Source organism: Bradyrhizobium sp. 142 (genome assembly GCF_023074015.1).
Taxonomy (GTDB): domain Bacteria; phylum Pseudomonadota; class Alphaproteobacteria; order Rhizobiales; family Xanthobacteraceae; genus Bradyrhizobium.
In genome coordinates this window covers 18,464-42,421 of the sequence record NZ_JADPKQ010000482.1, presented here as the reverse complement: position 1 = coordinate 42,421, position 23,958 = coordinate 18,464, and the positions used below count along the sequence as shown (strand labels likewise).

The following is a 23,958-nucleotide window of genomic DNA, read 5'->3' as shown; positions in this document are numbered from 1 at the left end:
TGCTTCTACCTGGCCGCGTGACCACTTCTGCCGCAGCACGATTGCGCCGCGCTGATCGTGGCCCACGATGTGGAACGAGTTCTTGCCGATATCGATGCCTATCACGGCGATCGCTGAGCTGAGTTTCTGAGACATGGCGTGCTCCTGTCTTGGGCGCCCCTTGCCAGCTTGTCGTGCTGGCAGGGCCGGAGCACGGCCGGACCATCCCATTAACGGACACGCCGACCTTCTCAGAAACCTGGCCGGAAATTGATCGGAATGGCGGCCGGCTTCAAATCGGAACGGTGGCCGGCTTCACGTCGGAAAACCCGGCCGGAATAAATCGGAATCCTGGTCGCCTCAACGACGTCGATCCCAAGGCCTGGCTCGCCGACGTCCTCGCCCGTATCGCCGATATCCCGCTTCGCACCCCACGAACTGCTGCCCTGGGAATGGAAGCTCCTGCGCCAAGCCGACAAGCCCGCCGATCAGCAGGCTGCCTGACCTTCTCGCAATCATAGAGCTCGCCGTGCCCGCGCGCAGGCGTCAATCAGGTGGTCTTCGTCGTATGCGGACCCCGCTGCAATCATCGTGATGCCCGCACGGCGCGGATCACTCGAGACAGCTGTTCCCCATCTATTGCCGCGTCCGTCCTTACGACGACGTCGCCGATCGCAATCTCGAGCTTGATCGCCGGAACGTGACGCTCCTCCAGCGGCCCTTCCACAACCAGCGGCGCAAATGTCGACTCCGAAGCTTCGCACGGCGGCAATGCGCCTCTCTGTCGAAAGCGTCGTCGCCAATCGTAAATCTGCCAGCGCGTCGCTCCGTGCTTGGGCGCCACCTCCGACACCTGAGCGCCGGGCAGCAGACTCTCAGCGACGATCCGCGCCCTCTCAGCCTCCGAGCGCACACGACGCCCCGACGGTCCTTCAAGCACTTCTAGCCGGCTAAGCGACCTTACCGATGAGCCGTCCAAATGGGCGTCCTTTTTGCCGTCCAATCCCAGCCCACACCTGCTGTCCAACCCGGAGGCTTCTTCGCACATTTATTCTAACTCTGAAGCCAGGGTATCGCCTTCGCGCTTACGGTCGATTTGGCCACAGTGACATTAGAGCCATCAAGAGAGCAATCAAGCGACCCGGCGCCAGATGCCCACAACGGATCATCGCAACGCGCATGAATCACGCGCTGGAGCCCGGCTTTAGCGTGGCGGTCTGAACAGCTCGCTCAAGACTTACTCGGACTTCTAACTCCTCCTGGTGCAGGCATGCTTTGGATCAGCGCCCTTTTGCAAACGCGAAGAATCATGATCACAGTGTGCCAGACATAAGTCGCCGTGAAGAGGTCGCGCTGCTTCCAGGAAAGCTTGAGCATGTGTGCCGCTAACTTGGTCCATTGCCGCTTGTTGACAAATTCGGACCAAGCGAACATCGAATCATAGAACGAGATCACCGGCTGCTTTCCATCTTCGATGAGCTTGGTATTCAAATACTTGTCTAGAACGTCACGGAATTCTCGGGTCTTCAATCTATCGGAGTCATACCAATAGTTGCTACCGTGAAGCCGATATGCACTTAGACGCATATCCATGGAGTACGCGTCCGCGATAAGAAAAGAGCCGTATACGATGAAATCATCGGCCGAAACACGCACGCCCTTTTCCGGGATTGGAAAAAGCCTATCGGCTAACATTCGGTTAATGGAAATCCCCGTCGTCGGCCCACCGAGGTACTCAAGAAAACGGTAGCGCTTGGCGGAGTTGTAGAGATTCATTGGAGATTGGTGCAGCCGGCGCGCTAAAAAAGATGCAGGAAGATCATCGCCAGCCAGATTTTTCACTGCCACGCCGTGATGCAGAAGTGTCGGCTTTGAATTCATCCCATGTGTGCAGAAAAAATCGATGACTTGCGCAACTTTGTCCGGATAAAAATAATCATCGGAATCCAAAAAGCATAGAACATCGCCACGGCTCGCCGATACGCCAGCGTTTAGTGCTGATGCTTGGCCGCCGTTTTCCTTAAGGACCGAAACGACTCGATCGCCATAGCTGGCAATGATCTCTCGCGACCCATCACTGGAGCCATCATCCACCACTACAATTTCTATCAGCGAATAGGTCTGATTGAGGGCGCTTTCGATGGCTTCCTTCAAGAAGCAGGCATAGTTGTAGTTGTTGATGACAATGCTCACTAGAGGGGTATGCATGCTTGCCAACCTCATCATGCGATCGGATGATCGGGCTTGCTCGGTTCAACAATCCGCCCTGGCCGAGATTGTCCGCCGACGCGGCGCCTTAATTTTCTCAAAGATCGCGTAGCCATCACGCAATCCTCCGAGGTTGCAGTCCACTGTCACGAAGTCGGGATCCCTGACTAGCTGATGGTAATTCATGTGATTATACGAGCCGTTTATATCATCCAGCAGGATATGCGTGGCGTTATGAAGCTCTTTTCTCAATTGGGCGCACGGAGCAAGTTGCTTGAATTTCGAGCCATCGATCACCACCACTTCAAATCCGTTCAAGCCGTGATCTTTCTTAATCTGTGTGGCTGTCATCTGTAGTTGTCCGACAAGCTCGTCTTCGGAACAGATGGCAATCCCGTAGCAGTTCACGCGTCCATGGTCCGCGAAAGCTTTCTCTAGGCAGGAAAGTTCGTTCTCCAAACTGCTTATGCAGAACACCGTGGGTTTGTTCTCGTTTTCCATCACACCCGAGAGAAAAGCCTCAGTGATTCCGTCACCTTTCGCTGCGCCCATTAGCAGTGCTGTCTGGAATGGTTTTTCCCGTGCCAGTTTTCGAACCTCTCGAAGGAATTCATCATTCCGCATTTCTGAAAGCTGGTAAGGCAAAAAGTACCCGTACCTTCTTTCCAGGCGATGCATGAGATCGCCAACCCCTCGTCTGATGCGTGTGCGCACTCTTTGTCTCAGGCTGGAATTCTTGGAAGATACGGGAAGCAACTCGATCGGCGAGTGTTTCCGAATGCCTCGGTTCCGATTCGCCGGAGCATCGTTCCGAGGAGCAGAGAGACCGCCACCCCCTTGGCGAAGCGAACGCAATTCCATCAGCTCCGCGGAGAACTCAGGCTGTTTGCATGCCCTGAGAATGATGCAAAGCTGCTCGATCCAATCTTTGAGAGTTCGTTGCGGCATTTGGTGAATACTGCAGCGATAAACTCCATTGCCAGGCAAGGGGGCGATCGTACCGCGAGTTGTCAGGGCTTCGACGGCCCATCGAGCATGATCAAGTTCTGGGTGACGAAGAGCAGGGAACTGGCTAGCACGCTGGCTGGCCTCATTCAGCTTTCCCAGACAGAGGAGCGAGACAATTAAATACGCCCACTCAACAGGATCAGGGTCGGCCGCTTTGTATTCAACGGCGATATAGCGGACCAATTCGGTGATCTGGGCATAGGCAGCTTTGGCATCACCGAGGTAGAGGTTTGAGAGCGCCAATCTAAGGTTCGGCTCTGGCATCCAGGGGATGTAATTTGAGGATCGCCGGTACAAAGCGCCAGCACCCGGATAGTCGCCGGCCCATAGCGCTGCATCTCCCTGTTGGAGCAGCGTTAGATGTATTCCCTGGCCCGTCGGATGATTACTGCGGCCCGATGATCCGTCCGTGACTATTAACCGCCCGAAGGGATTCTCCTGGACGATCTTTTCGCCTGCCCGGAGCTTCTTGTTGAGATGGAACCATTGGAGGATTTGATCGCGCTGCCGCAAAGTATGATGAGCGTGAGCGAATTCATAACCAGCTTGAATAATTCCGACCAGTTCTTCCTCGTGCTCCAACAGATAGGCGAGCTTGTCGAGCACGGTCGTTTCGTCGGCAAAGACACAGTTGTGCATGTCGACGAAGCCTGCGCTTTCGAGTGCCGCAGATTGCTCGGTAATGAGGCAAGCTTTGCAGCCAGGAATTTCGAAATGCTTGCGGAGAACATCCTTTGCGACCGTTCCGCAGGTTGGTACAAACCAGGAGGCATTGATGGCGCGCGCATAGGTCTCCCCGTACATCATCCGGCCAGCGCGAGGACGCCTGACGTATCCGTGGTGAGGACTCAGCAGCGAAGGGTAATGGTCCGCCACGATTCCTTCGATTTTGCGCCTCCAAGGATATAACGTGCTCATGGCGCCGGTAAAGAAAGCCGGAATCACTTTGGCTTGGCCGTAATCTCGGTACACATCGGGGTCGATGAAATTTGGCCAGACAAATAGCTTGTCGGCTAGTTCAGGGGTGTGTTCGGCTGCGGTAGTGCAGATAGAGAACGCGGTGTCGATAGCCATATGTTCCATATCGGAAAGAAAGCCGGCCCGGGCGTCGCACCACGCGTCGGCATTGAAAAAAGCGAGCTTGGGTATGTCACGGCACGTACGCGCATTCGCTATCTCTGGTCTCCGAGTGTTCAGGAGCTCGGCGCCACTGAGCATTTCAAAGAGCGCAAGGTCCGGCTCGTATTGGTCGCAGACGCGGCGGTAATCGCAATCTTCCTGGATAACGACGACGTCGAAGAATTCTGACAGGCATTTCACCTGCTGCAGTCGATGCATGACCAGAAATTCGGGTAGCTCCTTGCCATGCCGGCACTGGAAGAACAGAAGCTTCGGCTTCGAAGGATCGTGGTTCATGATCACACCGGGCCTGGGAGACGCAACAAGTATGGTACGGCGATGATCCCGAGGTTCAGTCTTGACGAGCTTTGCAATTGCTTCCAAATCCAGACGGGTACGCCGGCAAGTCGGTCATTTAAACTCAAATATTACATCCAGCGCCAAAGCGTCACGCTGCGGCGGCCCCCTTTGTCTCGGCAGTAACGGCATGCCGGGTTCAACTGAACACGCTCAGCGCGCAGCCGAAGGTGCATTTCCAGCAAGCCGAGCGATCCAGGCCGCGCGCGTCAATTACTGCGGGTGCGAGGCCGAATATCGCCCAGCAGCGCCGTTGAGCTCTCTCAATGCCGTACGGACTTGTTGAGACGCTGCTGTGATCTGAGCATTTGGTTGAACCTCACCTACCTCGTTCCTGTTGTCCTCTCGAAAGAAGTCGACCGTCGATTTAAGGCCATCAGCCAGCTTAATCTTGGGCTCCCATCCAAGCTCTGCTTTCGCCAATGAAATATCCGGCCGGCGTTGCCTTGGGTCGTCCCGAGGCAAGGCCATATTAACCAGCTTCGACGACGATTCAGTCTCCTTCAGAATGAGTTCGGCAAGCTCGCGAATGGTGAATTCGACTGGATTGCCCAGATTGACCGGCCCGGTAAAGGAACTCGGAGTTTCCATCAGACGCACGAGGCCTTCGATGAGATCGCTGACGAAACAAAATGAGCGGGTTTGATTGCCGTCGCCGAACAGAGTGATGGGCTCGCCGGCCAACGCCTGAATGATGAAATTCGAGACTACGCGGCCGTCGGCGCGGTGCATGCGAGGTCCGTAGGTGTTGAAGATCCGCGCTACCTTGATTTCAACGCCGGCCTGGCGATGGTAATCAAAGAATAGCGTTTCGGCGCACCGTTTGCCCTCATCGTAACAGGAGCGGGGTCCGATTGGATTGACGTGACCCCAGTAGTGCTCGGTCTGCGGATGAACCGCGGGGTCACCGTATACTTCGCTGGTAGATGCCTGCAGTATGCGGCACTTCAAGCGTTTGGCGAGGCCGAGCATGTTGATTGCGCCATGCACCGATGTTTTTGTCGTCTGCACCGGATCGTGCTGATACTGAATGGGTGAGGCGGGACAGGCGAGGTTATAAATTTGATCCACTTCAACGAAAAGCGGAAAGGTCACGTCGTGGCGTAGAAATTCGAAGCGAGGATTCGTGAGAAGGTGCTCGTTATTGCGTTTCGTGCCCGTGAATAGGTTATCGACGCACAGGACTTCATGTCCGTCGGACAACAGCCGGTCAATAAGATGCGAACCGAGAAAGCCGGCCCCCCCCGTCACTAGAATGCGTTTTCGGCTAGCATAAGCTCTTGCCATCTTGGTCTCCCTGCCACCCGCATGCAAAAAATCCACGGTCCCTATCGCAGGGGGATTCATGCGTCAAAGCTTCGCGGTCGCAATTAATCCGCGTTAATAATACCCTCTTTTATCTTGCAAGCCAAGATTAAATGCAAGGAGATTAATTGACATTAGTAAATACGGGAGGAAAGCTGGAACTGAAGGACAAATTTTCGCCAGACCAACCCAATCCAGTCGATGACGTGATCGCGGGCCGCCTTGAGCGCGCGGTTGGTTCCGTGGCCGGCCACGCTCTCTTTGAGGAACGCTTTTTGGCGCATTGTAGCGTCGGCCATTGCCAAGCAGCCAACGTGGGCACGTCGTTGGATCTGGCACTGCTCGCGGCTGCATGAAGCCCGGCGCTTCCTTGAATTCATCAAGCGCGCCGATTTGAGCTGCTTCAGCTGCGCGCGGCCGCCCGCTCGGGGCCACCGAGCCCTAAGCGGCGGTCAGCAGGAAAGCGACCTGATCTCCCTGTTGTTCGATATTTAGCTTTGCCGCTCGTTTGGCAAACCTTCTCAACTCATGGCGGCTAAACACATCGTTTGGCCCGGATGATGCGAGCGGCTTGGATTTCCTGTACATTTCGCTTCCCCAGAACTGAAACGCAGTAGAATCGTCGACCGATTGTCTAACAGACAGGCCGCAGCGCTCCGCCAATGCGTTCATTCCCTTGCGAGATGGAATCACCAAGTGGCGCGGCGCATCCAGTTGCACCCAGTTCGAGCCGTACTCCATCCATGCATGCGAGGACGAAGTTGGGATGCGAACCAGAATGCGTCCGCGGGGCGCAAGTAGCCTTTTTGCAGCGCTAAGACTCTGGTGCGGATCGGGGACGTGCTCCAACGAGTGATTGAACATGATGAAATCAAACTCGCCGGACAACTTCCGAAGATCGGATTTGTGAATCGTCACGGCACCCGATGTTGGCTCGGAAATGTAGGGGTCAACTCCGGTAAGGCTCTTGAACCCTGCCGCAGACATTCTATGAAGAAGTTTCCCAGAGCCGCAGCCGACGTCCAGCACCCGAGAGCTAGGATCAATTCCAAAGTCTCCGATGACCCCAATGATGGGATCGTACCTCACAAAGGACGCCACGGCTCCCAATATGCTTTTGGTGCCGAGTGCGTGAGCGTCCCTGATCGCGGTAACCCGTGAATTTCGCCGAACGTCGGCGAATGAATAGTACCCATCGGGGTAAAAGCGACTCTCGTCTACTACATCCGACAGGCGCTGGATCGTCCCACAATCAATACATTCTTGGTACTCAAACCGCTCTCTTGTGCCGAACATCATCTCGATAAATTGGTGGCAGCGATGTTCGCCATCTGACAAGCATGTTTTACAAATCATCTGAATTGCCTAGCCACAGCAGGGGATCGAAATCAGGCTCCGCCGGCGCCGGAGAAGCCGTAACGGGTGTAGTGGTTTTCGTCGCAAGTCGTCGCGGCAAATTGACGGGTTCGCTGATACCGCCTCCTTCGATCTGATCGCTCTGCCCGGCCCCCTGATCGGAGCAGGGCTCTGTCACCTTGCAGTCTGAATATATTGAACCGGAGTGGCGTTGTCTAAATTAAATCGTGGTTATTTGATCGGCTTCCTCGGCCAAATGAAATTCGGGGCGCCGCGTTGGCACCTCCCGCGCCGCCGTGCTCTGAAACTATTCCGCACGGCAGCACTGCACTTCGCCTCAGAACGGATAGGACCTATCATCCGTGGCGGCGGTGGCAGAAAGCGCGACTGCGTGGGCGCGGACACTTACGATCTAGTGGCGTGGATGTCGTACCACGATCCGCGAATGAGGTTTGGTAGAGCGCAACGCCTGGCCAAGCCGGCCAGGCGATCACGCGCCATCACGCGCGCGTAGCTGGCGATAAATCCAGGTGGCGAGAGCCAGCGACCCGGCAGCTCGAGCCCGAAGAGCCCCGCAGCGTCAGGAGCTATCCCGCAGTCCGCGTGCAGGCCCTCACGAGCAGGGAAGGGCTGCTCTTGTTGCTGCACGGTCTTCTGATCGACCAGCTGAAATCGCCGATAGCCCAGACGTGTCAGGAGCGACAGCTCGGATCGGAGGGCTGCTATGGTCTTGCGGTCAGTCTCGAACGAGACGAAGTCGGGGCGATCCGGTTCGGACAGCAGACTTTCCAGGCACAGCATGTCGGCGCCCTCGATATCGATTTTGAGGTAACGAGGTACGCCGTAGTCCCGCAGGAGAGAGTTGAACGTCACGGAGGGGACGACAATCCTGGAGAAATTCGCGCTATCGCGCTCTGCGATCTCCGGGCATATTGTGCCCCATATACTATGCGCGGAATTAACGAAGAACTCGACCTCTCCGGCAACGCCGGCGATAGCCTTTTCGACGAGTACGAACTGGCCAGTAGCCATCTCGTGAAAGAATGTATGGCGTAATTCACGGCATAACGCGGGGTTGGCCTCTACAGCGACGACGCGAAAGCCCTTCCGTAGATAGAAGCGCGAGTCCTCGCCGCGATGGCATCCAACGTCGAAAATCAGATTCCACTCAGGCACGAGGTGCTCCCATTCCTTGAGCCCGACCCCTGCCATCGGGATTGAATCAATACCGAGGTCTTTCCGGCTTTTTGGTTTCTCCGGATCGGAGATGATAGCGACGGAAGCTGGAACGGAGCCCGCGGCATCGCACGGCGCCAGCTCCCAGGCAAAGACGAACTCAGATGGTGTCCTCCATTCGGGCGGTAAGTGCGTCGTCTGGCGTTGCATTGGGCCCGCCAATGTTCGGGCACGGCGCGGCCTTCGGCCAGCGACCTAAATCAAAGATCCAAAGTAATCACGAGAGCTCTAAATTGGGGCCATTCGGCGAGGGCTGTCAGGTGTCGCGGCAAGCTGACGGTCCTCGACAAGGGAGCAATAGGCTATTCGCTTCTACCTTTCCATTAAACATGCAGGCAATATATATCCACTTGGAATTGCTGCAAGCGAAAATTAAATAGAATTGGGTTGATATTAAATCTTAGCATATTTATTGTCAGGGGAAAGAGGGGCCCTTCGATTTTCAATTGGAAGCTCCCGTCTTCTCTGGCGTGCCAGGCGAGGTGTGTGTGTGTGCCGCGGGCAACGCCTCCGAGTTCTATCATCGATGCAGTCAGAGCCGTCAGCCGCCGGCCGACTGACCCAGGAGTTCGCATGACGTACCAGGCACATTTGCCCAAAACTGGTCGGGTAGCAGAAGGTCCGCTCGTCACTGTCGTGATGTGCGTTTACAATGCAGGCGAATATCTGCGTCCTTCGCTGTTGAGCATAATTGATCAGACATACAAAAATCTGGATATCCTCATTATCGACGATGGCAGCACGGACGGCTGTTTCAACTCAGTGCAGGATTTGCTGGCAGACAAACGTATTCGGGTGATCCATCAAGCGAATTCAACGAAGCCTGTGGCTATCAATCGAGCGCTCGATCGGGTCCGCGGTGAGTTTTATGCAATTCAAGATGCGGATGACATCAGTCATCCAACGCGAATTGAGAGGCAGGTTGGCGCGCTGCTCAACAAGCCGCACTTGGCTGCCGTATTCTGCGGCAACGAGCTGATCATTGACGGGAAATTCATGGCCCCCGTGTTTGCGCCCAAAAACGAGGACGAGTGCCAGTCCGAGATCAATGCCTTTCAAATGCCTGCCCTTGATCCGACAGGAATGTTTCGGATGTCATTGGTCGGCCATATGCGGTTCGAGCCTTCATTGCAGGTCGCCGAGACCTGCGATTACATATGGAGAATTGGAGAAGTGCATTCAATGATCGTGTTGGGCGAGTGCCTATACGCGTATCGCATTCTTCCCAATTCTCTCACGCGACGTGCGCCTGCGTGGCGCAGGCAATTTGAGGTCGAAGCATTCAGGCGTGCGTGCGAGCGGCGGGGTTTATGGTTCGAGCCAGAATGCAGCCACAAGTCTGATAACAGTTTACAGGATAACAACATCGCCGCCCATTTCATCAGGAGCGTACTGGAGTGGCGTCGGTCAAACCGTCGTTTGTCTGCCTTGAGGACGGGTTTGCAATGTGCCTGTCTACATCCGGCGGATCCGCACTATTACAAGGCGCTGGTCTACGCGCTTATTTCACCCAGCGTAGTGAACCGTCTACGTCGTTACTTCCTGGCGACTCCTTTTGCCACGACCAAATGAAACGCTTCCCGGCACGTACCGGTCCCGTCATGCGACGCCTCGATTGTGAGCGCAGCTCCTTTAACGAAATGTCCTAGGCACTAGAGGTATTCACGTTGAGCCGCAAAAGCTTGGAACTGGATCCGGGTCTGCAACTTGCCTATCTGCAGGACCAGCAGCTAAGCCCGGTCGGGCGTGCGGCAGGCGGCTCGCTCTCAGGTACCGAACTATTTCTGAAGCTATTGCTGGTTACGATCTTCTTGCCCGAGGGCCTGTCCTTCTTCATCGGAGATTTTCGCCTCTCCGTCGCTCGAGTGCTGATTTTCGGTGCATCCATCGCGGCGATATCGCAGCTGTCCCAGCGCGCAGGCAAGCGCGCTGTGGTCTGCGTCCCATCAGACATTCTGGCCCTAGCCGCGGGCGCCTGGATGATGTTGGCTGCAACCGCAATAGATGGTCTGACGGGACTTAAAGGGTCGGGAATCGAGGCGATTACATTCACCGGCGCATATCTGACTTTCCGGTATCTTCTCGGCCCTCTCGATAGTTCCGTGCGACTCGCGCGCTTCTCGTGCAAGCTGATGATTGTGGTCGTCGGTATCGCTCTTCTCGACCCCTTGAATGATCAACTGTTCACCTATGAGTTCACCAAAGGCATTACCGGTTATGTGAAACAAGGTTATGAAGACGCATTGCTTCAGCGGGCCGAGACCTTCTTCCGGGACGGATCCGTTCGCGCAATGGGTCCGCTGGAGCATTCGATATTGTTCGGTGCTCTTTGCGTTTGGTTCGGGGCCCTTGCCTTCACTACGTTCAAGGCCCGGGCATTCGGCTGCTTTGTTGCAGGCATTGCGTTCATCGGCGTGTATTATTCGCAGGCGAAGGGTCCGATGCTGGGTTACATTATCGGATTCGGACTGGCAATTTTCTATGCTGCAACCCCACGCTTCACCGCTCGATGGAAGTTAGTCGGACTGTTGGTGACTGCCGTACTCCTTACCGTTTTCATTTTTTCTGCCAGCCCAGTGGCAACGCTGGTACGCCTTAGCGGAGTAAGTCCGGAGTCGGCCTGGGCCCGTCAAGCGATCTGGGACACGGGGATTCCCGTCGTACTCGGTTCGCCGGTCTTCGGGATAGGTCTGAACGGCGACTGGAATTGGCAGGCTAACGGTGCGCTTGTAAGTGGCAGCGTGGATGCCTTCTGGCTTGCCACGGCGATGACGTATGGAATTCCCGGAAGCGCATTAATCCTCATGACGATTGTGGGCTCATGCTGGCTTGGTTCGATTGATAGGTCGCATTACCTCAGTCCCGAAGAACGGCGGCTCGCGGTGGCGCTCGGAATTGTCATGACCGTTTTCGTTTTTCTAGGATTCATCGTGCACTATTGGGGTACCTGTTGGATCCTGATCGCTGTCTTTGCCGGGATGCGGGCGAACCTCGCGGAATCCGCGATACTGCGCGAGAGAGCCGCGCGTGCTGCGGAAAACCGGGGCGTGATTGGATTTTCCGGAGGGATTTGACTGCGAGATTCCATCTGCTGTTTGTCTCTTGTGTAAGGGAATGAAATGAATCAGTGCCACATCTCCGGCAGCCAAGCAGAGCGGCGGATCGCCTTCGTCACGATCGGCGATGCAAGCGAGGTCAAGTTCTGGTCCGGCACTCCATTTCACATGTCGAAATCGCTCGCACACGAGGGTCATGAGGTCGTCCATATCGGTCCCCTGAGCGCACCGAGCCTGCCTCTTTACAAGACCTACTCCAGAGTGTGCCGGACGTTTCGCAGGCGGAGCCTCTCCCCGTTTCACGCACGTCCTGTGGTTGCACAATATGCAGCGGACGCAGCCCGAAAAATCCGCGCCGTCGCTCCCGATGTCGTCTTCGCGCCCGCCGGGTCCACATTCGCCTGGAGTGTGCCTGAGGGGGTTCCCCTCGTCTATGCGTCCGACGCGACCTTTCGGCTGGTTGACAATTACCATCCCAACTATCGGAACCTGTCACGCAACGCGCGAGAGACTGCCGAACGCCTGGAACGTAAAACAATCGCGCGCGCCGATATGGTCCTCTATCCCTCGGAATGGGCGGCCGAATCTGCGGTTAGGGACTACGGCGCCGACCGTGCGCGGGTGCATGTCATTCCTTGGGGCGCCAACCTCGAAGAAACGCCTGGTCGTGCCTCTGTGCTCGGTCGCCGCAAGCCGGGTCCGTGCCGGCTCCTCTTCATCGGTGCCAACTGGCAAGAGAAGGGTGCGGATATCGCAGTGGGGACTGTCACCGAACTAAGGGGCAGGGGCATAGAGGCGGAATTGGTGATCTGCGGATGCACGCCGCCCAAGCCTTTCGCCCAGGATGGCGTTACGATCATCCCTTTCCTCGACAAGAATGATCGTGAACAGCGCAACCGGCTGGATCAGCTCTATCGCGACGCGGATTTCTTTCTGTTGCCGACCCGGGCAGATTGCTACGGCATCGTGTTTTGCGAAGCGGCGGCCCATGGCGTACCGAGTGTTGCGCCGGCCACTGGCGGCGTCTCCTGCGCGATCCGCGACGAAGAGACCGGCATCCTGTTGCCGCCGAATGCGACGAAGGTGGACTATGCGGCCGCCATCTCCGAGACATTTGCGAACCCGGACCGGCTGGCACGCCTTCGACGATCGAGCCGCGATGCTTTCGAGTCCCGATTGAACTGGCAGGTCTGGGCTCGGCGTGTCTCAGATCTGATACAAACGCTATGATCGTCTTGAACTATCACGAACTGGTGGAAGCATCGCCCTCGAATGCGTGGTGCCTAACGCATGAAACATTCGATGCACATCTCTCGCTGTGTGGGGATAGGCTGGTCTCGCCTCAGAGCTTTCTGAAACAATGCGCTGATCCGAAAGCCAGCCGTACCGATGAGGTCCTGCTGACCTTCGACGATGGATTTATTTCGGACTACACGCATGTCTATGCCCGTTACGTGACGACCGGTCGGATCCCAGGTTTCATGTCCTTTATTCCGGTGGATTTTGTGGGCTCGCAGGGACGTCTGAGTTGGGAGATGATTGAGGAACTTGACAGGAACGGCGTTACGATCGGCTCACATGGCATGGCCCATGTCGATTTGACCACTGTCTCGGATGTCGAGCTCGGTCGCGAGGTCACAGTGTCGAAGTCGATGCTCGAGGATCGCCTTGGGCAAGAGGTTACTCTTTTCGCTTTCCCATACGGGCGCTTTTCCCGACGGGCTTGGGACGCGGCTCTAAACGCCGGTTACACGCACCTCTTTACAATCCAGCTTGGGCATCATCGCGGATTTGAACCCTTTCTCTATTCCCGCCTCTGTCTGACGGACAATATGGACGTGGAGTACATGCGCCAGCATTTGCTCGACCCGGATGCAATGCGCGGCTTTGTCTGGAGGATCAGCACCAAACTCGGGCTCTATCGCCAACTGATGCACTGGCGGTGTCGATAGCGCTTTGCGCGGCACCTAAGGCGGCCGCGGGATAGGGTTTCCGAGGACGAGCCTATCGCCCTCCCAATTCGCCCAACGCACATTCTCCCATTGCGCGATGTTGATTCGCAGTCCCTTGACCACGTCGAACAGGAATGGCCGGTAGCGGAAGGAACCACGCACGAAGTAGACGTTCTTCAGACTCACGGAGGAGCCTCCGTCTGCCGGGATACGGAGTCCGAAACTGCCGCCGTCGAACAATACGTTCTCGAAGACGTGCGAGCCTCTCCAACCGTCGGACGAGAAGTAGCCTGCGGTCGTGACGCCGGCCATCTTGAACGTCGAGTTTTTGACGGTGACTGTGCCCGTAGAACCCGGAGCATAGCACTGCACCCCGTCGGCATGATCACCTTCGACCCCTGTGGCCTCGATATAGACCCAACTCATATTGATATCGCCGCTGATGCAGCGAACGCCCTCTCGTGATCGGATGCGGACCCGCGTGAGGTTACAGGACCCCTTGCAGACAACTGTCGAATCCCCTGAGTTCTCAACGATCGAGAGGTCCGTTCCGGACGCGTCCGGCGGCAAGATGATACCGCTCGTGCCGTTTTTGACGTTGGCGTACATGGGATCGTTGAAGCTCAACGGAACGCCGACCGAACTCTGCACCGGGTCAGGCGCGGCATGGGCTACAGGGTCAAGGAGCGGAGGAGGATCGCCGGCTAAACGCACCGTTGTTGCTATCCGATCGCCGCTGGAGCGCATCTCGAACATTTGGCCCGGAGCCACCAACGCATGATCACTGCAAGCCTCCGGCGCCTGGTCATCCCGCAGCAGGCTCGAGAGGGCGGCGTCCGCGGAACCACGGCACGTCCATTCTGCAGCCTCAATGCGCGTCGAGGTGACGGTCGGTTGGGCAATAACGGCCCCCGTCAGCAACAGGGTCCGCGTCATCAGATAGCGCATGGAACCTCCTAGCGCGGTTTGCGCGCGTTGAATCTGCAATCTCGGTCGGTCGAGCCGTCATTGCGCTTCGCCATTCGAGCGTGCCTGCTCGGATGAATTGAATGCCTCGCCGGGGCCATTTCCGGCGAGATTATATTTGAGGCAGGAACTGCTTGCGATTTTTCCTGCCCGCCTTTGGCTAATAACCATAATACGCACTTGGCCTGTTTATTCTTGAGTTCCAATAGTTTGGGACTTGCAATAACCGGTGTTCGCATGACATCTCGTTGCTGAGCCGGAGAGTTGAAAATGGCTGGAATTCATTGTAGCATTTAATTTGAATATATTTAATTTGTTTTTGATTGAGGGGATAAGCGTTCGATGGTGCTCCGCACTTCGATTGTATTCTCCCACCAATTTTTGCCCAGAGGTAGTCTCATGCGGATCGGGCCAGCCCTCGATGCTGTACTACGGACCACAACGATCGACGAAATGCAGGCCGCCGTAGCGCAGGATGTCATAGTCGTTGGAGCTGGAGCCGCCGGCGGACTGGCAGCACTCCTGCTCGCTGAGGCCGGCTTGCGCGTGCTCGTGCTCGAGGCCGGATGGCGTCAGTCACGACGCTCTTGGGTGAGCCGTGCGACGGCAACCATGACGCGAAAGCTCGCCGACCCCGCCACACTTCGCTTGCTTCCTCCCAAGGCCGCTCCCTTGGGGAAGATCGCCTTGAGGAGTGTCGGTTTGGTACGTCAACCCGTCCAATCTCGCTGCAGTATTTGGGGCCGCGCGCCGGAAGCTTTTGTAGATGACCGTGATTGCCCGTATGCGACGCCGCGAGACCAGCCTTTTGTGTGGATACGTGCGCGAACGCTCGGCGGACGGGTGGGGCTTCCAGGGCATGGCCGGCAATACTATCGCCTGAGTTCCTCGGATCTGGCGCCCTGTGACGGATTGAGCGCGCCTTGGCCCATCGAGCCAGGTGAGTTGGACCCCTGGTATTCGATGGTCGAGCGGCGGCTTGGGCTTGCCGGCGCCTCCGAGGCCGTACCATGGCAGCCTGACAGTCATCTCTCGCGTGAGCTCGAACCCACGCTCAATCAATCCGCTCTCATGGCAGCGATTGGCACACGATGGCCCCACTCGCGCCCGATGCTTACACGTTTTGCGCCACCGCTGGACGCCTTGGAAGGCGCTGCTCTTACCGGGCGTCTTCGATGTCGTGAGGGGGCCATTGTAAAGCAGATCGATGTCGACCGCTCGGGTCGAGTGCGCGGCGTTTCCTGGTTCGATCAACAGAGCGGCACCGATGTGCACGCTCGCGCTCCATTGGTGTTCCTTTGCGCGTCGTCATTGGAGTCCACGCGAATACTATTGCTTTCGCGCTCGGCAAAAGGGGCTCAGGGGCTCGGTGCAACGTCGAATGCGCTGGGGCGCAACTTGATGGACCATATCGTAATAACCGGGTGGGGTGGGGGAGAGCCACTGAAGCCAAGCCCAGTTCTTGAAGATGGATGCGCGGTCTACCTTCCGCGCTTCGATGCTCGCGACAAGTCTGCACCGCGCGGCGGCCGAGGTTTTGGCGTGCAATTGTATCAGTTTGCGGGCGGGAACGGGCGCTCCCATTTCACGGCAGTCAGTTTCGGCGAAATGCTGCCTCGCGCCGAAAATCGTGTAACGCTGCATCCCACACGGCGAGACAAATGGGGAATTCCCATTTTGAATATCGACTGTCGTCATAGCGAAGCAGATTTGGCGCTTGCCCGCGATCAGGCTGCAGCTGTACGCGAGATCGCCGCCGCCGCTGGCGTGACGCTCAGCCGCGTCAATAGCAAGCCGGGCCCACCAGGCTCTGGAATTCATGAGTGCGGGACGGCCCGGATGGGCACGGATCCCGCGACCTCTGTCCTCGATCCAAATAACCAATGCTGGGACGCGCAGGGATTGTACGTCACAGATGGTGCCTGTTTCCCGTCACAGGGGACGCAAAATCCCACCTTGACCATTCTCGCTCTGACAGCGCGCGCATGTCATCACGCCGTGACCGCGGTCACCCAAACAAAGCGAGAAGCCGCATTCAGGTAGCCGGAGACACCACGTCATGGCGGTTGCTATGGTCAAGCCATTCCGAGAAATCCTTCCACGAAACATGCTCCCGCTGGGTTTTGGATCCGGTGCATTGTTGAGCAAGCGACGGACCCGTCGTGACGCACTCAGGTTGCTCGAAACAGCGATGGATTGTGGTGTTACGTATTTTGATACTGCCCGAATGTATGGTGCCGGTCGCGCAGAGAGCATTTTGGGAGAGTTGACCGCGCAAAAGCGGGATCGCCTGGTTTTGGCAAGCAAGGCGGGCATCCTCCCACAAAGTCGAGCGCTTCATGTACGCGCAATGGGCCGCGGCATTCGGTTTTTGCACAAGGTTGCGCCAAATCTAAAGTACCACGTGCCGGTGCCGTCAACTTCGATCCCGCGTTTCGGAGCCTTTGGACCTGTGGAATTCCGAAACAGTGTCGAGAAAAGCCTCAAGGAGTTGCGCACTGATTACCTGGACATTCTATTGTTGCACGAGTGCACCGCCGCCGATCTAGAGGAAACAGACCTGCTACATTATCTCCATGATCTCAAGAGCGCGGGAAAGATTCGCGCCTTTGGCATTGCCACTGGCATAGACGAGACGATGTCCATCCTTGAAAGGCACGCAGGGTTGTTGGACGTTGTACAGATCCCGAGCGCCATCTGGAATATGAACGTTAGAAAACTTCCGGCAACAGACGGTCTTGTGATTACACACTCATCGCTCACCAGTCGATTTGACATCCTGCTCAATCGCTTGCTGTCGGATGAACGAATGGCAGCTGAATGGCAGTCGCTCACGCAGGTAGACCCACGTGACTCCAAAAAATTGGCTCATCTACTTCTGGCGCACGCGCTGAAAGCAAATTCAAACGGAATCGTCATCTTTTTCTCGTCCAGTCCAGCGAATGTCGTGGCAAACGTCAAATCGGTCAGTAGCCCGGTTATCGATGAGAAACAAATCGCGGGCTTGAACGCATTGTTGGCACGAAAGCACGTTGCTGACTTTTTTGAATCGAGCTTCCGAGGGCTGAATTTCTGACACGTGCGGACTGGCGACGATATCCTCGGAGCAAATCGGCGTGCACTCGTGCTGGGCGGCAGGCTGGAAGCGGCCGGTGCGAACGACTTTCGCACCGGTGTGGGCAACATTGATCGCGCAGTGCTGGAGGCCGCTGGAATTGCGCAGCCTGTCTTTTGAACCGGGGTGGCGGTTGAACTCGGCGCTACCGCGCAGCCGGCTCCAATTTTCTCGACACCTGAGTTAAACTTGCTCATCGAGCCAAATTCCGCTTCGGTGTCGTCCATCCCGGCAGCGAGTCGAGTCCGATATGTTCACATTTCGCGATCATCGCTCTTTTCTGGCTGATTCAGGGCTCGCCAACGGTCGAGTTTTGCCGACGACGCGACGCGCATCTTCTCTCCCTCCTCATCGTACAAGAACGACAGAAAAGCATAGCGACGATTGCTCGAAACCGGCGTGACCTCGTGCAGTAACGAACACGAAAATACGATGGCCTCGCCTATCGCTGCGCGGTAGGTCTTGCGGCCATATTCTGGGAAGACCAGATCGCCGCCGCCGTAACCGTCATTGAGGTTAATGGTCAGCGCGAACCGGCGATGCGCAGCGACCGCTACGGTATTGTCTCGGTGTGGCCGAAAATGCCCGCCGGTCTTCGCATCATAACAACCAACGAGCCAACGCTCGATGCGTGTGGTTCTGAATTGAAAGGCACGGAAAACCAATGGCAACAGGCGGGTCGCCAGCAACTCTCTGCAACGGATGACCGCCGGCTCGTCCGCTACGTAATAGTCCAACCGCTTGCGGAATTCCGGATTGAAGTGTTTGAGGGCCTCGCCTTTGCGCTCGATGGCACCGATCTCGCGCCCGCCCGCTTCGTCGTAGAGATTGATCAGGCGCTCGCATAACGGACGGTCGAAAATCTGCGGCACGATCAGCACCGGCGCATTGCTTTCCCAATCGTTGTTCGTCAGGAGCGATGTCAGCGTTGAGCGGATGTGGGCGGCAAAGACGCTGGGATCGTTCAGCGCTACGACGTCAATGACCTGCATTGCCGGGCTGAGGATGAACGCTACCGGTTGCACCGGCGGGGTTAGTCCGTAGCGCTGCGTGCCGTCGCCCTGCCCATCCAAAAGATAGAGATGTCCCGCACGACTTCGCGGCAAGGCGCCTTCGCTGAAATCCTCGCGGCGGTTGCCCACTGCGATACAGAGCGCGCGATCTCCGTCGAAAAGCGGGCAGCGTTCAATCTGGGCCAAGGCTTCGACAATGGGCGGGGCTGCTTGGCCGAAGAAGAACAGCACGAGATAGCGGCCGCCAAGTTCATCGAAGTGAACCATCTCGCCGGCATCTTTCGCGGCCAGGAACCACGGCGCAGGTTCACCGATGCCGATCACTTCCCGCCTCCCAGGACATGACGACCCAATTTGTCGAGTAGCTGCGGAGTTACATAGAGAGTGGTCATTGTCCTGGTTCCTGAAATTCGACGGGCGGATCGCGTTCGCCCCACCCGCGAGGCGCTGCGAACGCCGCGCAACGCCTAGAGCACGTGCCGGTGCCGGCTCTTCCGAGACGGCCGAAGTGATGTTCGCGAATATGGCCCTCTCAAGGCGCGCGGGGCCAAGTGATAGATAATGATTACGAAGAACCGCATTATGCTAGTTAATAGCAAGGCGCGTTGCGCTAGTTAATAGGAATATCGTCGACGACAAAATGCGTCCGCCATTGTCGCATAATTGCGCTGGCGCGGGATGGTCAGGCAGCAAGCGAGAAGTCTAACCAGCGAGCATCCGGTCGGCCAAAAACAGAGCGATCCGCTTATAGGCTGCCGCACCCAGGACTTCCCATTTGTCGAAAGCGGCAATCCGAAAGGCCGCCACTTGCTTCAATCGCAATCCATGGCGGCTCCAGCTTATGGCCTTATCTCCGGTGTCTGATTGGCGGCCGTCGCGCGAGGGCCAGCGTATTTTAGCGTTGCTATAAGGAAACTCGGCAAATAGGATTATTTGCCGAAATGTCGGGCTCGTCTCTCAGGGGTAGCGGTCATAGAGTCGGGTCGCGTGAACGGATCGCGTTTCTCCGATGCAAGGGGGCTCGGACAAGGGCGGCCGTCCTCGTTTGTGGATCGCGCTTGCGGTCCGGGATGGGGTCTCGTCGGAGGCCTCGTTCGAAGGTACGCCGGCCTTTACGTGGCGGCGGTCGCTCGTCAGCGTCGACAGCAAATAAAAGGTGTCTGGGCTATGCCGACCGCTAGCGTCAAACTTGCTGTCATCATCGTCTCATACTGCAATGCCGATGATGTAGATCGTTGCTTGAAGTCGCTCGCTCGTTCGGATTGGGATCACTTTGAGGTCTTCATTTGTGAAAATGGCGGGGAAGCAGCCTACGGAAAATTACTGGCTGCGCTCGTGGGATCGGATCGAACGTTGCAACGAGCTTCCGATGCGTCGGATGTTCTTGACCGGCCACACAAGCGACTGGCCTCAGTGACGAAATGCCGATTTCAGAATCGCGCAAATGTCGTCCGAGTTGGGCTCGCGACCGAGAACCTCGGCTACGGAGGCGGTGTCAACGCGTGGCTCGAGCCATTACTCGGCGTCCCCGGTTGGGAATCAGTGCTTGTCCTCAATCCCGATACCGAAGTGGAGCGCCGCGGCCTGTCTGAATTAATTGCCAAGTCTGCGGAGGGATTCGGCATGGTTGGCGGAAGCCTGGTCTTCGACAACGCCTCTGACAAGATCATCAACTACGGACTGCATTGGTCCCGCATGACGGGCCGTGTCATCGCCATAGGAAGGAATGCGCCAGCGGGGAGCGCACCATCGGCCGATGATCTTGGCAGGATTGACGCGGTAAGCGGCGCGTGTGTTCTGGCAACGCGAGCGTTCGTCGAAGACGTCGGTCTCATGGCCGAGGACTATTTCCTCTACATGGAAGATCTGGATTGGGGGCGCCGGCGGGGAAAGCACCGCATCGGCTTCGCGAGCAAAGCTGTCATTCGCCACGTTGGAGGAACGACCATCGGCTCGGCGGTAGCCCCCGAGAAGCGCTCGCATCTCTCGATCTATCTGTCTGCCCGCAACAGCATTCTCTTTGCGCGGCGCTTTGCGGGATGGCGCTGGATCTGCCATTTCGGAGTCGGGCTGTTGTTTGCCGCCCGATATGTGCTCAAAGGCTCCTTGTCGGCCGGAAGGATCGCTTTCGCCGGTTTGCTGGACGGTGCCAAAGGCAAGTCAGGGCGGCCGGATGCCGCGCCCGGGCCACAGCAGCTCGGTTGATCGGCGCAATCCCAGTCGAGTCCTGAGCTCACGTCGGATATGGCGGGTCGCGCCGGCATGCCGACTGCCCCTCGAATTTCGTCCGGCGCCAATCGAACCGAAATCAACGGGATGATAATTTTTGAGTTTGATGGGCAAATAATCGCCGCGATAAATGTATATTATCCGAGCGCGCAGCGGACTTGTCTGGGGCTTTTTTAATCGTGCTGCTCTGCAGGAAACGCCAACTCTCGACGAGCTGTCATCCGGTGACGAATCACGGCATGATCGAGATCGGCGGTCGGGACCCAGTATTCCTTCGTATATGTTGTTCTCCCTTCGTATGCCTCCTTGAGCCAGCAGGCAGAGCGAATGCCTCAATGAATTGAAGAAATTCGCGTCGCATTAAATTCGTGCGGAGTGACTTTGACCAAGCAGCTAAGAAATCACCTCGGGCGGGCCGTCATGTCGTCGCAAAAAAGCCTCTGCCCGTCGACTAAAGAGGATCCAACGGCGCTGCGCCAGCAGTGTCGCGTGTAGGGTATCGTCGCTCGGGGGGTCGGAATTGGGCGCGTGCCAAGGGACAAACTAATCCAGGAGAAAACTAGATGGCAGCCATTCCTCTGAGCTGGAATGACCCGATGTTTAGCAACGTTACTAATCCGAGTTCGACCTACCTTCAAAATGGCGCGACGCTTTCGAATGCAAGTGTTACCGACAACAGCGGTGATGCGGCCGTCGCAGGCGTGGGCTCGTTCACCCTCGACCACGTCCGTATTGATGGAAGGGAAGGCGTCCGCATTGCGGGTAGCGGCAATATAAACATCAATAATACGTATATCGACACGACGGGAATTGGAGCCGATCACGCCGATGGGATTCAGGTCTATGATCCCGGCGGGACCGGGAATGTGACCATCACAAATACGGCAATTGTGTCCCACAACACTAGTTCTGCAACGGCTGGGATGTTCGTTGCGGATGGTTACAGTGGAAACTTCACCTTCAATAATGTGATGTTCGAGGGGGGGCCGTATGGCCTGCGTATTGCCGCGGATGCAGGAGCCGGTCACGACGACTACGTCGCCCTCAAAGACGTGTATTTCGTGGGACCATTCGAGTATAACGCGTTTCTCTTTCAAGAGGTCAATGCGAACATACACATAACGCAGTGGGAAAATGTACGCTACGCGACAATCGAGAATGGTGTGCTCGTTCCGGGCGCCCTTATCCCATCACCTTTTCCGGTTGAAGGGTCGACCGCGCCCACCACACCGACGGCACCGACGACACCGACCGCGCCGAATGCTCCGAGTATCGCGTCGTTCTCGACCGACAGCGGCGTCGCTGGCGACAAGATCACCAATGACAATACCATCGAGCTCAAGGGTGCCTCTGCTGCCGGCAGCACGGTCAAGATCTACGACGGTACCACCCAAATCGGTTCGACGACTGCGGACTCAAGCGGCAATTGGGACTACATTACGAAGGTCCTGACTGACGCCAAGCATACGCTCACCGCAACGGCGACCAACTCGTCGGGTCAGACCAGCGCGGCGTCATCTGCGTTGGCAGTCACCGTCGACACCAAGGCGCCGACCGCGCCGACCATTGCCAGCCATACCGTGAACAGCGCCAATCAGGTGGTGATGTCGGGCGGTGCCGAAGCGAGCAGCGTCGTAAAGCTGTTCGACGGCACGACCCAGATCGGGACCGCGACGACCAACAGCAGTGGCGTGTGGTCCTACACGTCCGCCGCCCTTACGGCCGGTTCGCACAGCCTCACCGCGAAGGCAATGGATGCGGCAGGCAACACCAGCGCAGCGTCCACCGTGGTCACGGCCAGCACCGGCACCTCGACGGCGCCATCCGCACCGACGTCGCCGACCACGCCGACGTCGCCAACCTCTGATAAGGTAATCGAGTCGGCCGGCGTGACGAGTCTCGTTGAGAGCGGCGGAAAATATTACCTCAACGGCAGCACCGGATCAGGCCCCTCGCTGAAGAATCACGGTGTTGATTTTGTCGACGGGTCAGATGGCACCTGGGCACCGATTGGTGCGGAGAAGACGGCGACGGGTTATCTGGTTGCCTGGAAGGAGGCGAGCACCGGTCAGTACACGGCCTGGAACACCGACAGCAACGGCAACTACGTTTCCCACGTCAGCAGCCTGACCGGCTCCACGTCGGGCGGCTCCGTGTCGGGTACGGACTCTGGCCTTAAATCGCTCGAGACCAGCTTTCACCAGGATCTGAACAGTGACGGGCAGATCGGTACCTCCAGCACGGCCACACCGACGTCGCCAACCACACCGACGTCGCCAACCTCTGATAAGGTAATCGAGTCGGCTGGCGTGACGAGTCTCGTTGAGAGCGGCGGAAAATATTACCTCAACGGCAGCACCGGATCAGGCCCCTCGCTGAAGAATCACGGTGTTGATTTTGTGGACGGGCAAGATGGCACCTGGGCGCCGATTGGTGCGGAGAAGACGGCCACGGGGTATCAGGTTGCCTGGAAGGAGGCGAGTACCGGTCAGTACACGGCCTGGAACACCGACAACAACGGCAACTACGTTTCCCATGTCAGCACCTTGACTGGCTCGACGTCGGGCGGCTCCGTGTCGGGTACGGACTCTGGCCTTAAATCGCTCGAGACCAGCTTCCATCAGGATCTGAACGGTGACGGGCAGATCGGTACTTCCACCGTGGCTGCGTCGTCCACCGTATCCGACAGCACCAGTCAGGTCGTTGCTACTTCGGGCAGTACGCTCGTTGCCTCGACAGGCAACACGACGCTAAAGGGGACGTCAGGCGATGACATCTTCGTTGGCAGCAGCCAGGCCGACACTTTCGTGTTCGGCGCGAACTTCGGCCACGACGTCATCAAGGACTTCGTTGCCCGCGGTCCTGCGCACGACACGATCGAGTTCAGCAAGAGTGTGTTCGACAGTTTTGCGAGCGTTCTCTCCCACGCGGCCCAATCAGGCCAGGACGTCGTGATCGCGACGGGGAGCGACACGCTCACGTTGAAGAACACCAAGCTGGATGCGTTGACCAGCCACGACTTCCACTTCGCGTAAGGGACGGGCCAACCACACAGAGTG

General features: G+C 57.2%; 17 protein-coding genes and 2 pseudogenes. 9 read left to right on the top strand and 10 right to left on the bottom strand.

Annotated elements, in window-relative coordinates; translation table 11 throughout:
- A pseudogene (locus IVA82_RS43680) lies at positions 1 to 135 on the bottom strand (IS110 family transposase); the annotation flags it as partial.
- A 200-nt stretch (positions 136 to 335) separates the two neighbouring features.
- Between IVA82_RS43680 and IVA82_RS43675 the strand changes: the two are divergent.
- Positions 336 to 483: pseudogene (locus IVA82_RS43675) on the top strand (transposase domain-containing protein); the annotation flags it as partial.
- Between the two features lie 82 nt (positions 484 to 565).
- Here the strand turns inward: IVA82_RS43675 and IVA82_RS43670 are convergent.
- From IVA82_RS43670 to IVA82_RS43640, 7 genes are all read right to left on the bottom strand, one after another.
- Positions 566 to 1,027 carry a transposase gene (locus tag IVA82_RS43670; RefSeq protein ID WP_247383474.1) on the bottom strand — a complete coding sequence of 154 codons (462 nt, stop codon included), beginning with the start codon at positions 1,025 to 1,027 and terminating at the stop codon, positions 566 to 568.
- A 182-nt stretch (positions 1,028 to 1,209) separates the two neighbouring features.
- The gene (locus IVA82_RS43665; protein ID WP_247383475.1) at positions 1,210 to 2,172 is read right to left on the bottom strand and encodes a glycosyltransferase; all 963 of its coding nucleotides are present in this window, start codon (positions 2,170 to 2,172) and stop codon (positions 1,210 to 1,212) included.
- Between the two features lie 60 nt (positions 2,173 to 2,232).
- Positions 2,233 to 4,611, bottom strand: coding sequence for a glycosyltransferase (locus tag IVA82_RS43660; protein WP_247383476.1), 2,379 nt, complete (start codon positions 4,609 to 4,611; stop codon positions 2,233 to 2,235).
- A gap of 273 nt (positions 4,612 to 4,884) precedes the next feature.
- Positions 4,885 to 5,958 carry a UDP-glucuronic acid decarboxylase family protein gene (locus tag IVA82_RS43655; protein ID WP_247383477.1) on the bottom strand — a complete coding sequence of 358 codons (1,074 nt, stop codon included), beginning with the start codon at positions 5,956 to 5,958 and terminating at the stop codon, positions 4,885 to 4,887.
- 152 nt (positions 5,959 to 6,110) lie between these two features.
- Entirely contained in the window at positions 6,111 to 6,275 is a 165-nt protein-coding gene (locus tag IVA82_RS43650; protein ID WP_247383478.1) for a hypothetical protein, read from the bottom strand.
- A 142-nt stretch (positions 6,276 to 6,417) separates the two neighbouring features.
- Positions 6,418 to 7,314 (bottom strand): class I SAM-dependent methyltransferase, encoded by an 897-nt coding sequence (locus tag IVA82_RS43645; protein ID WP_247383479.1) that lies wholly within the window; start codon positions 7,312 to 7,314, stop codon positions 6,418 to 6,420.
- 423 nt (positions 7,315 to 7,737) lie between these two features.
- Positions 7,738 to 8,718: an FkbM family methyltransferase gene (locus tag IVA82_RS43640; RefSeq protein WP_247383480.1), complete on the bottom strand. Its 981-nt coding sequence runs from the start codon at positions 8,716 to 8,718 to the stop codon at positions 7,738 to 7,740.
- A 423-nt stretch (positions 8,719 to 9,141) separates the two neighbouring features.
- Between IVA82_RS43640 and IVA82_RS43635 the strand changes: the two genes are divergently transcribed.
- From IVA82_RS43635 to IVA82_RS43620, 4 genes are all read left to right on the top strand, one after another.
- Positions 9,142 to 10,140 carry a glycosyltransferase family A protein gene (locus tag IVA82_RS43635; RefSeq protein ID WP_247383481.1) on the top strand — a complete coding sequence of 333 codons (999 nt, stop codon included), beginning with the start codon at positions 9,142 to 9,144 and terminating at the stop codon, positions 10,138 to 10,140.
- Between the two features lie 95 nt (positions 10,141 to 10,235).
- Positions 10,236 to 11,642 (top strand): O-antigen ligase family protein, encoded by a 1,407-nt coding sequence (locus IVA82_RS43630; RefSeq protein ID WP_247493909.1) that lies wholly within the window; start codon positions 10,236 to 10,238, stop codon positions 11,640 to 11,642.
- Positions 11,643 to 11,792: 150 nt separating this feature from the next.
- Positions 11,793 to 12,854, top strand: coding sequence for a glycosyltransferase family 4 protein (locus IVA82_RS43625; RefSeq protein WP_247383483.1), 1,062 nt, complete (start codon positions 11,793 to 11,795; stop codon positions 12,852 to 12,854).
- Positions 12,851 to 13,576, top strand: coding sequence for a polysaccharide deacetylase family protein (locus IVA82_RS43620; RefSeq protein ID WP_247383484.1), 726 nt, complete (start codon positions 12,851 to 12,853; stop codon positions 13,574 to 13,576). The genes IVA82_RS43625 and IVA82_RS43620 overlap by 4 nt, the downstream gene beginning before the upstream one ends.
- A gap of 15 nt (positions 13,577 to 13,591) precedes the next feature.
- On the opposite strand, the gene IVA82_RS43615 is transcribed toward IVA82_RS43620, so the two are convergent.
- Complete coding sequence (locus IVA82_RS43615) at positions 13,592 to 14,524, bottom strand: hypothetical protein (protein ID WP_247383485.1); 933 nt, start codon at positions 14,522 to 14,524, stop codon at positions 13,592 to 13,594.
- A 963-nt stretch (positions 14,525 to 15,487) separates the two neighbouring features.
- Here IVA82_RS43615 and IVA82_RS43610 point away from each other — a divergent pair.
- Positions 15,488 to 16,585: a GMC oxidoreductase gene (locus IVA82_RS43610; protein ID WP_247383486.1), complete on the top strand. Its 1,098-nt coding sequence runs from the start codon at positions 15,488 to 15,490 to the stop codon at positions 16,583 to 16,585.
- Positions 16,586 to 16,601: 16 nt separating this feature from the next.
- Entirely contained in the window at positions 16,602 to 17,618 is a 1,017-nt protein-coding gene (locus tag IVA82_RS43605) for an aldo/keto reductase (RefSeq protein WP_247383487.1), read from the top strand.
- Positions 17,619 to 17,911: 293 nt separating this feature from the next.
- Here the strand turns inward: IVA82_RS43605 and IVA82_RS43600 are convergent, their stop codons facing one another.
- Positions 17,912 to 18,994 (bottom strand): 2OG-Fe(II) oxygenase, encoded by a 1,083-nt coding sequence (locus IVA82_RS43600; RefSeq protein WP_247383488.1) that lies wholly within the window; start codon positions 18,992 to 18,994, stop codon positions 17,912 to 17,914.
- Between the two features lie 843 nt (positions 18,995 to 19,837).
- On the opposite strand from IVA82_RS43600, the gene IVA82_RS43595 reads away from it, so the two are divergent.
- On the top strand, positions 19,838 to 20,875 hold the full coding sequence (locus IVA82_RS43595; RefSeq protein ID WP_247383489.1) for a glycosyltransferase family 2 protein: 1,038 nt from the start codon (positions 19,838 to 19,840) through the stop codon (positions 20,873 to 20,875).
- Positions 20,876 to 21,462: 587 nt separating this feature from the next.
- Positions 21,463 to 23,934 carry an Ig-like domain-containing protein gene (locus tag IVA82_RS43590; protein ID WP_247493908.1) on the top strand — a complete coding sequence of 824 codons (2,472 nt, stop codon included), beginning with the start codon at positions 21,463 to 21,465 and terminating at the stop codon, positions 23,932 to 23,934.
- Positions 23,935 to 23,958 lie beyond the last annotated feature (24 nt).

What these genes read in the sequence shown, in the direction of transcription:
- IVA82_RS43655 (WP_247383477.1), bottom strand. Translation starts at nt 5,958, where the DNA reads ATGGCAAGAGCTTATGCTAGCCGAAAACGCATTCTAGTGACGGGGGGG.
- IVA82_RS43670 (WP_247383474.1), bottom strand. Translation starts at nt 1,027, where the DNA reads ATGTGCGAAGAAGCCTCCGGGTTGGACAGCAGGTGTGGGCTGGGATTG.
- IVA82_RS43660 (WP_247383476.1), bottom strand. Translation starts at nt 4,611, where the DNA reads ATGAACCACGATCCTTCGAAGCCGAAGCTTCTGTTCTTCCAGTGCCGG.
- IVA82_RS43605 (WP_247383487.1), top strand. Translation starts at nt 16,602, where the DNA reads ATGGCGGTTGCTATGGTCAAGCCATTCCGAGAAATCCTTCCACGAAAC.
- IVA82_RS43625 (WP_247383483.1), top strand. Translation starts at nt 11,793, where the DNA reads ATGTCGAAATCGCTCGCACACGAGGGTCATGAGGTCGTCCATATCGGT.
- IVA82_RS43615 (WP_247383485.1), bottom strand. Translation starts at nt 14,524, where the DNA reads ATGCGCTATCTGATGACGCGGACCCTGTTGCTGACGGGGGCCGTTATT.
- IVA82_RS43590 (WP_247493908.1), top strand. Translation starts at nt 21,463, where the DNA reads ATGGCAGCCATTCCTCTGAGCTGGAATGACCCGATGTTTAGCAACGTT.
- IVA82_RS43595 (WP_247383489.1), top strand. Translation starts at nt 19,838, where the DNA reads ATGCCGACCGCTAGCGTCAAACTTGCTGTCATCATCGTCTCATACTGC.
- IVA82_RS43635 (WP_247383481.1), top strand. Translation starts at nt 9,142, where the DNA reads ATGACGTACCAGGCACATTTGCCCAAAACTGGTCGGGTAGCAGAAGGT.
- IVA82_RS43620 (WP_247383484.1), top strand. Translation starts at nt 12,851, where the DNA reads ATGATCGTCTTGAACTATCACGAACTGGTGGAAGCATCGCCCTCGAAT.
- IVA82_RS43640 (WP_247383480.1), bottom strand. Translation starts at nt 8,718, where the DNA reads ATGCAACGCCAGACGACGCACTTACCGCCCGAATGGAGGACACCATCT.
- IVA82_RS43650 (WP_247383478.1), bottom strand. Translation starts at nt 6,275, where the DNA reads ATGGCCGACGCTACAATGCGCCAAAAAGCGTTCCTCAAAGAGAGCGTG.